This is a genomic window from Amycolatopsis palatopharyngis, assembly GCF_003385185.1.
Classification (GTDB): Bacteria; Actinomycetota; Actinomycetes; order Mycobacteriales; family Pseudonocardiaceae; genus Amycolatopsis; species Amycolatopsis palatopharyngis.
This window is the reverse complement of sequence record NZ_PQHZ01000093.1, coordinates 1-11,316: the sequence shown is the minus strand read 5'-3', so window position 1 is coordinate 11,316 and position 11,316 is coordinate 1. Positions and strand designations below refer to the sequence as shown.

Here is an 11,316-nt window from a genome sequence, read left to right as displayed (position 1 = left end):
TCGCCGATCGCCGTCTCGATTCGGCGCGCCACTTCAGCACGGTCTAGCGTGCGCGCCTCCTGAGCAAATTCGAGCCCGCCGATCAAAGGAATCGACGCCGTCTTGGCCTTCCAACTCACGCGCCGTTTGAGGGCGATGCCGTTTGCTGACGCGATGTCCCGGATACGGCGATCCGACCAGTAGGCGTAACTCCGGATCACACCCAGCTCGCCCATGAGTAGGCCCCTCCAAGCGCCAAGTTCGTCGAAGCGGTCCCGTCGGGGCCAGCACGTTCGAAGCCTACCTATCACCCTCGCCCTCAACCGACGACTGCAACCGCACCGAACGGCGGACGATCAGCGTGACGCCGTGCGGCAGAGGGCCAAGGGGACAGCATCAGCGCCCGATCTATCACGGTGATCCGCGGACTGGTCTCCTCGGCTTCACGGGCGACCACGCCAAGGTTCTCCAGGAACAGCAGGGCCTTCCGCAGACGGTGCGAGGCGTAGCTGCCGACCTGGCGGTCCGCCGTGACCTTCGCTGCAGCGGTGTCGATCAGGTCTGGAGTTCGTTGCTTCCACAATTCGACTAGCTTCGGCCGCGAGATCGAGGGATCGAAGTGATCGGTGGACATCAGGTCGGCGACGTCCACGGTCTCGCCGAACACGCGCAGTCCCTCGAACTCGATGAACCCCTCGCTGTTGACGCGCGAAAGTCCCCGCCGGGCTCGCTCGGCCGCCACAGCGTCGGCGAGAGTACGAAACTCGCCACCCGCCGAGACCGGCCACGGCAGCGTGCTCAACCTCGCCCACAGCGCGGTCGGCCAGCGACTCCTCCCCGGCGTGAGCGTCCACAGCCATCGCCAGAATCAGCAACGTGCTCCGCAGGCATTCTACGACCGGATCCCTGCGCAGGTCGCGCACTCGGTCCACGACCATGTCCCGGTACTGCCGCAGAATTCCATCGAACACGGAAGCACGCTGTCGCCAGCTCGCGAAGGCTCCATACTCCTCGGCGAACTCTTGGTTGCTGATCAGGCCCGCATCCCGTTCGATCTCAACCTGCCTGGTCGCCTCGCGGTGACGGATGTGGGCTTAGGGCGCGCCCGCCTCGATGCGACACAGCGCACGGTACGTCAGCATCACGTGGTCTTCGGCTATCAAAGCCTTCCAGTTGCCCCGCTGCGATCTACGCAGCGCCTCGCGCACGTACTGCTCTGCAGCATCGTCCTCATCAACATCGTATGGGAGTAGTTTCAGCGTGATATTTCTCGATACTGCGTCATTCACGCCGCGAGTTGGAATGCTGACATCGAGAATGGTGGTGTCAAGAAACGCCCTGGCGCCCTCGACGGGATTTGAACCCGTGGCCCTGAGCTTACTAGAAGGCTCCTGCTCTATCCGCTGAGCTACGTGGGCATGGATCTGCGTGGCTGTTCTCGTCATTCGGCGTTTTCCAGGGGCGACCGCGTCCAGTTCGCACAACCTCTGGGGTCGATGGCTATCGCCGGGTTGAGGCGTGCTCGTGGTGGCCAGCTGGCGACAGATCGGGGCTGGACGGTGAGTCCAGTGCGCCAGAGTTGTGGATCGTGTGGGCGCAGGTCTGGACGCAGGCGAACTCGCAGGTATCCAGGCAGTCCAGAGGTTTGACGGGAGATCGGACTACCGGACGGCGACGGAGCGACTTCCTGGTGGAAGAAATAGCTGTTGCGGCGACGGCAGGAACTCGTCACGTGGACGGCGCCGCAGACCGATCGAAACGCACCATTGCGAGCAAGCACAGGCCCATGATGCTGGCTGCGATCACGAACACCCACCGGGCTCCCAACAGGTCCAGCAACGGTCCACCAACCAGTGAGCCGAGGGCGTCAGCCAGGCAGGTCGCGCTAACCAAGACGCCCATCACGACACCGACTCTCTCGGCGGGCGCCCGCCGCTTGTCCCCAACCACGGCGAGATCCCGATGACGAAATCGCCCGCAGCCTGCATACCGATACCACCTAAGAAGTTCGCTTGGGTTGGATTCAAGCGCGTCCGACCCACAAGCATCGCTCCCGCTAACGCTCGGGTGCCCACCAACCCCAGCGTGATGCCGTAACTCAGCGGACCTCCCGACAGATCCTGCTGAGTCAGCTCTACGAGTGCGGGACGGTCCAACGCCGCGCCGAACATGACGACTAACGACTCCGACGAGGGGTAGTAGCAGTTGCCGATCGGCCAGGCCAGATACCTGGGGAAGGGATGGTGGTGCTCGCCGCCGATGACCTTGATGCGTCGATCTCCAGAGTGCGACCGCTCTGCGTTCCGCGATCGGGCGGGACTGGTTGGCAGCAGCCGGCACTGGGGAGAGACGCCTACGCCGCCTACTCCGAGCGCAGATGCTCCATCTCGCGATAGCCGCTGAGCGGAACGCCCAGAACCCGGATCACAGGGTTTGTCAGATGGGAGTGTCGGAGCGGACCTGGTTTGCTGAGGTTGTGTGGGCGTCAGCCTCGGCGTCGCATAGCTGGTGCAGTTCCGAGTTCCTCGCTGATGGTACTCAGCGTGTCGACCATGACCTCGGCAGCTGGGAGGCGGTGTCCCGTCACTGGGAGTGCGGCCAAGACTGTCCGGATCAGTGTTGGTTCGTCCAAGGGGCGAGCGATCACTCCAGAGGGCAGCATGGAAAGGGCTAGCCAGGGCGCGAGGGCGACGCCGATGCCAGCGGCGACGAGTCCCCGGACTGTCACCTGATCGTCGGTGCGGAACAGGATGTCGGGCTCGAACCCTGCCATGTGGCAGGCCTGGGGGAGGACGTTCATCGTGGATCCGTGGTGGACTCCCTGGATCCAGCGCTGATCGGCCAGGTCGGTCAGCGAGAGCGTACCTCGGCTCGCTAGCGGGTGATCGCGCGCGAGCATGATGTGCAATGGATCGACGAGTAGGGGAACCGTCTCGACCCCTTCGGCTACGGTGATCGGGACGACGGGGAACTCGTAGACGAGTGCGAGATCCAGGTCGTGGCTGCCGACCGCAGCGAGTCCCTCGTCCCGGTCCAGTTCGGCCAGTTCTAGTGAGACGTGGGGATGGGATGCCTGGAAGGCGGCGACCGCCTGCGGCATCAGGACTGCGTTGGCCGTGGGGAACGATCCGAAACGGAGCCGTCCTGCCTGTCCCCGGTTCACGGCGGTCAATGCCGCTTCCGCTGCGCGTAGATCGGCGAGGACCGTACCGGCGTGGCCGGCTAGTACTCGGCCGGATTCGGTGAGTTTCACTCCTCGCGGGTGCCGCTCGAGCAGGCGTGATTCGGTCTCTCGCTCGAGTAGGGAGATCTGCTGCGATACCGACGAGGTCGTGTAGTTCAGCTCTGACGCCGCGGCTGTCAGCGACCCAAGCTTGGCGACGACGTGCAGTACCTGCAACCGACCTACGTTCAGCATCAGGTAATTCTAAACTCTAACTTAAGCAAGTATCAATTGTGCTAAACGCGGAGTCCTGAAACATTGTGGCTTAACCGAAACGGCGGTGGTAGCGCGACCACGTCGTCGTCGAATCGAGGAGGTCACCGTGAAGCCTGAGCATCCCCCGGTCGCTAGTTCGGGCGGGTTTGCCGCTCCCTGCGACTGGGTGTACGTCGACGGCGAGATCGTGCCGGCTGAGGAGGCTGGGGTGAGCGTGCATGCGCATGCGCTGGCATATGGCACGGGCACCTTCGAGGGCATTCGCGCGTGGTGGAATGTCGATCATGAGCAGCTGTATCTGCTCGAGGTGCACGCCCATTACGAGCGACTAGCCCGCTCGGCCAAGATTCTCGGCCTGCGCGTGCCCATGTCCCCCGAGCGCCTGGTGCAGGCGACCACTGAACTGCTGCGTTACAACGAGGTCCGCACCGATGCGTACGTCAGGCCCCTGCTCGTGCAGTCGGGTATGGCCTTGCCCGTCCGGATGCATGACATTCAAACGCGACTGTCCATCGCGGTCACACCCATGCCCGGCGACTACATCAATCCCGACGGTGTGCGTTGCCTGGTGAGCACCTGGCGACGTGCGCCGGATGTCAGCACCCCCAACCGCGCCAAGGTCACCGGTAGCTACACGGGTCCGGCGCTGGCCAAGACCGAAGCGGTTGGCCATGGCTTCGACGAGGCGATCATGCTCACCGTGGATGGGTATGTCGCTGAGGCCACGACCTCGAACGTCGTCCTGCGGATCGGCGACCAGTGGATCACTCCACCTGGCACGGACGACATCCTCGAGGGCATCACCCGAGACCAGGTGATGCGCCTGCTCTACGACGACACCGGCCGGCCGGTGATGCAGCGCCGAGTGCACCGCTCGGAGCTATATACGAGCGACGAGATCCTGTTGTGCGGTACCGCCGCCGTGGCGGTCCCCGTGGTCGAAGTGGACGGGCGCGTGATCGGCGACGGCAAGCCCGGTGAGGTCACGCTGACCCTCAACCGTGTGATCCGTGCGATCGGGCGCAGGGATGACCCTCGGCACCAGGAATGGACCACACCTGTCTACGAGCGAAAGGAGCAGTCATGAGTGACACCTTCAGCGAATTGCCCACGATGCCTGTCAAGGAGATCTGGGACAGCGTGGTCGCCCGCGTCGTCCAGAGTGAACTGGTCACGATGGCGATTGTCGAACTTGCGCCGAACAGCGTGGTGCCCGCTCATCACCACGTCAACGAGCAGCTCGGTTTCGTCATCACGGGATCGCTTCGGTTCACCGTGGACGGGGAGACCCGGGAACGCGGCCCTGGTGAGACGTGGAGGATCCTCGCCGACGTCCCACACGAAGTCGAGGTCGGTTCCGAAGGCGCCGTGGTCGCCGAGGTGTACTCCCCGGTCCGCGAGGACTGGGCCGCGCTCGCCGACACGGCCGCTCGGACACCAGTGTGGCCCGCCCGCTGATGAAGGCGGTCGTCGCTGTCGCAGGCAACGGACTCACCCGGTTGATCGAGGTGGATTCACCGGTTCCCGATGACGATGAAGTGCTCATCGACGTCTCGGCGATCTCGGTCAACCGCGGAGAGCTCCATCGGCTCCGGGGAGCTCAACCTGGGTGGCGCCCCGGCTGGGACTTCGCCGGTACCGTCGCGGCTTCCCGCTGCCACGACCGCACGAGCTTTATACCAGGGCAGCGCGTATTCGGGATCGCCGGCGGCGGTGGAGCCTGGGCGGAGCAGGTCGTGGTGCCGGCAGACCACCTCGCGCCGCTGCCCGCCGACCTCGACGACGAGATCGCGACGGCTCTGCCAGTCGCCGGCCTGACGGCACAGCGCGTCCTGCGGCTCGCCGGCAAACTTCCCGGTCGCCACCTCCTCGTCACCGGTGCCGCGGGTGGGGTCGGCCGGTTCGCTGTGCAACTGGCCGCTGAGGCCGGTGCCGAGGTCACCGCCGTTGTCCGGGACGAGGCCCGCGCAGCCGGGCTCACGGAACTCGGGTCGCACCGCGTCGTCACGGACTTGCGTTTGCTGACACGCGACTACGACGTAGTCCTCGAATCCGTCGGCGGTGCCTCGATGGAGAGCGCACTGGACCTCGTCGCCCGAGAAGGGCTCGTCGTCTCCTTCGGGAACTCCGCGCGAATTCCGGCCACCCTGCCCGTGGCGCGGTTCTACCCCAAACAGGCGGTCCTGCGCGGCTATTACCTCCTTGACGACATTGTCACGCACCCACCCGCCCGAGACCTCGCCACACTCGCGCATCTCGCCGCACGCGGAAGCCTCCGGGTCGACATCGACATGGTGCTGGGCATCGAAGCGCTACCCCAAGTGCTGTGCGCACTCTCCGATCGCCTCATAGCGGGAAAAGCGGTGCTCAGAATGAGGTAACTCACCCATGTATCGAAGACGGTGAAGACATGACAAACACGACGCCCACTACGACCGTTCAGACGCGGGAAAACCGCAAAGCCATCGTCGGCGCGACAACCGGGAATTTCGTCGAATGGTATAACTTCAGCGTTTACGCCGAGACCCCCATCAGCCCCTGCGGCACACCGAGGAGGGGTAGATGACAACCGCTTATCGAGCCGCCCGCGTTTTCGACGGCAGGGAACTGCTCACCTCGTCGAATGGTATGGCCGTCGTCGTGCGGAACGGCCGCATCGACGCCGTGCTCGACGCTTCGGCGGTCCGCACGGACTGCGTGCTGGTCGATCTCGGCGACGTCACGATCCTGCCGGGCCTGCTCGACGCGCACGTTCACTTGGCCTGGGACGGCTCGCCCGATCCTATTGAGCAGGTTCGCCAGGAACCGAAAGCGCTCACGATCTTGAGAGCGGCGAACCATGCCGCGGCGAACCTGCGAACGGGGGTTACAGTAGTGCGTGATCTTGGCTCCCCGCAGGGGCTCGCGATTGACGTAGCGAGCGCGATTGGCAGCGGCATCATCACGGGGCCGCGAGTTCTCGCTGCCGGCTGTGCCATCACCATGACAGGTGGCCACGCCCACTGCATCGGGCGCGAAGCGGACGGCCCTGACGCCGTTCGTCGCGCTGTGCGGCAGGAGCTGAAATCTGGCGCCCACTGCATCAAGATCATGGCGTCCGGTGGCGCGCTCGACGGCGAGGACGGTGACCTCGGGGCGCCTCAGCTGAGTGTGCCGGAGCTTCGCGCCGCCGTCGAGGAAGCTCATCGGGCGGGGCGTGCAGTCGCGGCGCACGCACATTCGCTCGAATCGATCAACAACGTCCTCGACGCGGGTGTGCAATCCGTCGAGCACGGCACCGGTCTCGACGCCACCGCGGCCCATCGGATGCGCCGAGAGCAGGTATATCTCGTTCCAACGTTGTCCGCCGTGGAGTCCGTTCTTGGTCAAGCGAGGGCGGGTACGATCCGCCCGGACATCGGTCGCAGGATCGCGCTACTTGCGGAGCACAATGGAATCGCATTCCGCACGGCATTGCGGCACAAGGTGCCGCTCGTCGCAGGCAGCGACGCAGGAGTGCCGGGACAGCGGCACGGAGCTCTGCCCGACGAGTTGATCGCCATGGTCCGTGCCGGAGCAACACCTCGGCAAGCGCTCCAGGCGGCCACCGTGAACGCCGCGGCCCTGCTCGGCGTCATCACCGATCACGGCACCCTCGATCCGGGGAAACGAGCCGACCTGCTGGCGGTGGGAGGTGATCCGGACACAGACATCACGACTCTCCACGACGTGAGGCTGGTGATGTTTGAAGGCCGGGTTCTCGTGCGCGCTATGGCGTCCTCGGGGTCCGACGCAGCACACTCGACTAATCCTGCGGGCTGGCGCGTGAATCGAACACCTGATCTGCGTATCTGCTTAAGTGAAGTCGGTTTTGTCTGGTTCGTGGGTGGTGAGTTCGTGGAGTGGGTGGGGGTCGGTGGCGATGGCTTGTTGGAGTAGTCGGTAGAACAGCATTCCTGGTCGTCGGGATTTTCGTCGGTTAAATCGGAAGGTGAATTCGTCGAGGTAGTACGGGAGATGGGCGGGGCTGTAGCCGAGGTGATAGGTGCCGAGGAGCCAGCGTTTGAGCAGGGACGCGATTCGGTGTACTCCGGGTAGTTCGGTGGCTGCGGAGGCGGGGTTGCGGCCGGTGAGGGCGACGATGCGGTGGTCGTAGCCCAGGGCCGGGAGGCGGAGGTAGGCGCCGTGGCCGTCGGTGCGCAGGAGGCTTCCTGGTTCGACGCAGCGTTCGACGAACTCGACGATGTCGTTGTAGCCGGCCCGTTCCAGCATCTGAAGCCGGATTCTGCCGAGGGTGTTGCCGGAGAGGCGTTCCACCGCGATCGAGACGGGGACCTTGTCGCCGTAGCCGCCGAAGACGTCGTGGTTGACGCCACCGAGGAAGGCCTCGTCGACCTCCACGATGCCGCTGAGACGGTCCCGGTCCGGGCGTACCATCGCACGCCGGATTTTATGCAGCCATGCCCATGCGGTCTCGTAGCTGGCGAATCCCAGAATCTGCTGCAAATTGCGGGCGGAGACCCCGTTGCGTTGCGTGGTGACGAACCAGATCGCGGCGAACCAGGTCGACAGCGGGGTGCGTGTCCGATCGAAGATCGTGCCCGCCGTGACCGACGTCTTTCTGTTGCAGGAGCGGCACATCCACAACCCAGCCCGGGTCCGCCAGCACTCCGAGCCGCCACACGCCGGGCACGAAAACCCTTGTGGCCAGCGCAAAGACGCCAGGTAGTCGATACAGGCCTGGTTATCCGGAAACCACGAAAGCAATTCCTGATACGTCCCCGGATAGTCCACCCCAGCCACCGGCCCAGCCCCTCGATCACCCACCTGACCAGCATAGCTGCAGCCAAGCAGATACGCAGAACATGTGTTCGATATAGGAGGCTAGATAGATAGCTGCGGTGCCCATTGCTTCGCAAGGCTGCCAAACACACCCGTGCGCCAAGCACGTGTGATCAGCTCCCGCCAACCCGTGATCGAGCTGATGATGAGCTTGTTGAGCTCTGCACGCGCAGCTTGCGATTGGTCGACCGATGCTAGTTGCATCAGCAAGTTGGGATGAAGTCTGAGCAGTCCCTGGTGCAGGGCCTCCCACAACTGCTTCGGGGAGTCATCCGGCTGCGGAGCGTCGGCCAGGTGGTCGAGGTTGTAGAACCGACCCTTGATCGCGTAGGTGCCGAGCGTCTCCAGCACCTTGCCGATGTGCGGGTCGTTGTCCACCTTGTCGAGTAGCTCGGCGATGTAGCCGGGAACGGTGCTGCCGGTGGGCGCACCCCGGACGATGAGAAGTCGCACGTGGTCGTGCAGCTTGACGATGTCGTGGCCGATGCCCGTCATCGTGGCCTTCGACGGCCAGCTCCCCGAGGTGTCCAACGCGTGCAGGCCCGTACTGAGCTTGAGCAGCTTCTCTGCGCCGCCCGCCAGGCAGACGAACACGGCATCAGCGTCGCGGGACGCGAAGGTGTAGGACGCCAGCAACGAGAGCCCGTGCCGCAGGAGCGACGCGGCGGCTTCCACCTCGTCGCCGAGCGCGATCACCTTGTCCATGGGCATCGAGACGCTGGTCACGAGCATCATCGTGCGCGCCGGCTGCCGGGTTGGCGAGCCGATTATCCGTTGGCCACGGCGTCCCGAAGAAGCTGCGGTCACGATGTTGTGACTGACCGCGCTGCCTGACGACGGACCAACTCGCGGGCTGTTTCATGGTGACGAGCGACTGCCCTGGTAACAGTCAGCAGGAAGGCGCCACGACCTGAATTGCCGCGACGTCGAGCAAGAACCCTTCTAGCATCGTGAGCTTCAGGGTGACCAGGATCGAACGGACCAGCGTCGCGCGCCGGCTGTCGAGTTGATCGCCGCCTCCTACGTTCCGCCGAGAGAAGCAGATGAACGCCAGTAATCAGGGTGCAGCGTGGCTCAGGTTTGACGATCTCCGTCGCTACGCCGAGCACCAGCTGGGCACCGAGGATTGGGTGACGCTGTACTCGTTCAAGGACGAGGCCGAGGACAGCCGGAAAACGATCTTCTGCGCGCTGGTGAGCCCTGACCACCTGGACAAGTCGTTGTCGGACACTGACTGGGACCTCTTGCCCGGTGACGGTGGTCCGCACCTTGAGGGTCGCGGGGACGACTCATACCGCTTCGTTCGAGTCGGAGATGAGCCAGTTGAGCCGTTCGTGCTTCGGCGACACTTCCAAGGCCCCAAGCCTTCGTACTGCGAGATTTCAGAGGAATTCCGCCTCTTTCACGCACTGTACGAGGATAAGAAGACCGGCGAGTTCTTCCAGTACGACGAGGCTGGCGACGAGATTCCTGTCGCGCGCATCAAGGCGGACACAGTAGAGGTACGGTTGAAGTACCTCAGGGAGTACTTGACCGTCCGCGACATGTACTTGGTTATTTTGTTCGAATACGCAAGGTTCTCGACGGACAGCTTGGATGATCTCGGGCTGTCAGGCGACATGCGCTGGAACAAGCGGACGGACAACCTTGCTTACCAGGGCCTGGTTGAAAAATGGGAAACGGCCGCATTGCGCAATGCTGCGAGTTCCTGCGGTCTACTGCGTGGCAAGAAGGTGATCCGAGGCAACCCTGGCATGGGAAGTCAGCTTCGGCGTCGACGCAAGTACGAGGAGTTCATCTACGGGATGGACCCGGACGGCGACGAAGTAAGCTTCACCTGTGACAAGGGAAAGTTGTCCAATAGCTTTGGCGCTAACCCAGGTGCGCCCGATTACCTGACGCCCGTCTTCTTCCAGAGGGATGTTCTGGCGAAGTACTACGCTTCACCTGATCGCTACGAGGTCACGGATAGTGGCGTGTCTTGTGGCGGTGCCTGGAGTGTGCGGATTGACAATAATCATTTCAAGTATGTGACTGTTTTCCTCGGCGATCTGGGCGATTTGCCGAACAAGGAACAGCTGTACTGGAGGAGCTTCAACATTCCGCCAGAGGGAACGATCAGTCAGACGAACTTTGAGCGTAGTTTTCTTGGCTTCTGGGTAGAGCCCAGCGCGCCTGATCTTTTCTTCCGTTCGCGCTACGTAACGTTCGCGCGTGATTGGTACGAGAAATTTGGCTGGCACCTGTTCCGTCCTTTGAGTGCGGCTGAGGGGCACCATCTCACTACGCTGCACATTCCTCGCGACGGCAACGAAGCGGCGTTCGACAATCTGGTTATCTCGCTGACTAAGGTTCTGATCGAGTCCCTCAATGGCAAGGAGCTAGATAAGCACCTGGATAAGGTGTCAGGCGAGGGAAGCATCGCCAAGTTCGAGCGCTACTTGGCGAGCCAAAAGTTTCACCCCGAGGGGACCAAGCTCGACCTATACCGCAACCTACAGGGGTTGCGCAGCGGCGCGGCTCACATCAAGGGGGGCAACTACGACAGGTTCGCCACGTTCTTCGGACTGAATGAGAAGGGGCACGCCGAGACATTCGCCGAGATCTTGGGCATGGCGACGGACTTCCTCTGTAAGCTTGCCGAGCACTACGACCTTGGATGGGAAGACCCAGATGAACAGCAGGAGCTGTTGAACAAGCTGCGGTAGTGCGTGCCGTTCGACAGCATGCGCCAGCTCCGTGCATCGGCTTATTTGGCACGCGCCCGGACGCGGCTGGCCCGGCTCGACATCGCTTATCCCTCGGCGTCGGGTGGTCGGTTCGAGTCCGGGCGCCCGGAGAGCTGATCGACAACCAGCGTGATCAGCTCTTCCAGACTCTGAGGGCCGGTCGCGGCGATACTGGCCCCGGCGGTGACCGGTTCGTCCGGACGCTCGGTGGGCGCGAACAAGGACGGCAGCGGCGGCCACCTCAACGTGGCCAGCAGCATGACGACGTCGGGGGCACTTGTTGATCCGGGCTCGATGGTTTCGCACCGGCGCAAAACCGCGTTCAACTCCGTGACGATAGGCGTCAGT

12 protein-coding genes and 1 pseudogene are annotated in these 11,316 nt (G+C 63.5%); 6 read left to right on the top strand and 7 right to left on the bottom strand.

Going from position 1 to position 11,316, the window contains the following annotated elements; translation table 11 throughout:
- Window positions 1-215 (bottom strand): hypothetical protein (locus D0C15_RS33140; RefSeq protein ID WP_162830378.1); only part of this gene is annotated, 215 nt, incomplete at its 3' end.
- 83 nt (window positions 216-298) lie between these two features.
- Window positions 299-781, bottom strand: a complete 483-nt coding sequence (locus D0C15_RS33135) for a hypothetical protein (RefSeq protein ID WP_116051995.1) — start codon at window positions 779-781, stop codon at window positions 299-301.
- Between D0C15_RS33135 and D0C15_RS33130 the strand changes: the two genes are divergently transcribed.
- Window positions 774-1,232: a hypothetical protein gene (locus tag D0C15_RS33130; protein ID WP_116051994.1), complete on the top strand. Its 459-nt coding sequence runs from the start codon at window positions 774-776 to the stop codon at window positions 1,230-1,232. The genes D0C15_RS33135 and D0C15_RS33130 overlap by 8 nt on opposite strands.
- 86 nt (window positions 1,233-1,318) lie before the next feature.
- Here the strand turns inward: D0C15_RS33130 and D0C15_RS33125 are convergent.
- Both D0C15_RS33125 and D0C15_RS33115 read right to left on the bottom strand, forming a co-directional pair.
- A pseudogene (locus D0C15_RS33125) lies at window positions 1,319-1,397 on the bottom strand.
- A gap of 1,067 nt (window positions 1,398-2,464) precedes the next feature.
- Complete coding sequence (locus tag D0C15_RS33115; protein WP_116051992.1) at window positions 2,465-3,397, bottom strand: LysR family transcriptional regulator; 933 nt, start codon at window positions 3,395-3,397, stop codon at window positions 2,465-2,467.
- A 127-nt stretch (window positions 3,398-3,524) separates the two neighbouring features.
- Between D0C15_RS33115 and D0C15_RS33110 the strand changes: the two genes are divergently transcribed.
- From D0C15_RS33110 to D0C15_RS33095, 4 genes are all read left to right on the top strand, one after another.
- On the top strand, window positions 3,525-4,505 hold the full coding sequence (locus D0C15_RS33110) for a branched-chain amino acid transaminase (RefSeq protein ID WP_162830377.1): 981 nt from the start codon (window positions 3,525-3,527) through the stop codon (window positions 4,503-4,505).
- Window positions 4,502-4,876: a cupin domain-containing protein gene (locus D0C15_RS33105; RefSeq protein WP_162830376.1), complete on the top strand. Its 375-nt coding sequence runs from the start codon at window positions 4,502-4,504 to the stop codon at window positions 4,874-4,876. Before D0C15_RS33110 ends, D0C15_RS33105 begins: the two co-directional genes overlap by 4 nt.
- The gene (locus tag D0C15_RS33100) at window positions 4,876-5,799 is read left to right on the top strand and encodes a zinc-binding dehydrogenase (RefSeq protein WP_162830375.1); all 924 of its coding nucleotides are present in this window, start codon (window positions 4,876-4,878) and stop codon (window positions 5,797-5,799) included. The genes D0C15_RS33105 and D0C15_RS33100 overlap by 1 nt, the downstream gene beginning before the upstream one ends.
- Window positions 5,800-6,115: 316 nt before the next feature.
- Window positions 6,116-7,336: a metal-dependent hydrolase family protein gene (locus tag D0C15_RS33095; protein WP_162830374.1), complete on the top strand. Its 1,221-nt coding sequence runs from the start codon at window positions 6,116-6,118 to the stop codon at window positions 7,334-7,336.
- On the opposite strand, the gene D0C15_RS33090 is transcribed toward D0C15_RS33095, so the two are convergent.
- Window positions 7,253-8,200, bottom strand: a complete 948-nt coding sequence (locus D0C15_RS33090) for an IS1595 family transposase (RefSeq protein WP_425455457.1) — start codon at window positions 8,198-8,200, stop codon at window positions 7,253-7,255. The genes D0C15_RS33095 and D0C15_RS33090 overlap by 84 nt on opposite strands.
- Before the next feature lie 81 nt (window positions 8,201-8,281).
- The gene (locus tag D0C15_RS33085) at window positions 8,282-8,965 is read right to left on the bottom strand and encodes a hypothetical protein (protein WP_162830373.1); all 684 of its coding nucleotides are present in this window, start codon (window positions 8,963-8,965) and stop codon (window positions 8,282-8,284) included.
- A gap of 317 nt (window positions 8,966-9,282) precedes the next feature.
- On the opposite strand from D0C15_RS33085, the gene D0C15_RS33080 reads away from it, so the two are divergent.
- Window positions 9,283-10,947 carry a hypothetical protein gene (locus D0C15_RS33080; protein ID WP_116051985.1) on the top strand — a complete coding sequence of 555 codons (1,665 nt, stop codon included), beginning with the start codon at window positions 9,283-9,285 and terminating at the stop codon, window positions 10,945-10,947.
- Between the two features lie 86 nt (window positions 10,948-11,033).
- Here the strand turns inward: D0C15_RS33080 and D0C15_RS33075 are convergent.
- The coding region (locus D0C15_RS33075) for a hypothetical protein (RefSeq protein ID WP_211323415.1) at window positions 11,034-11,316 on the bottom strand (283 nt) is incomplete at its 5' end.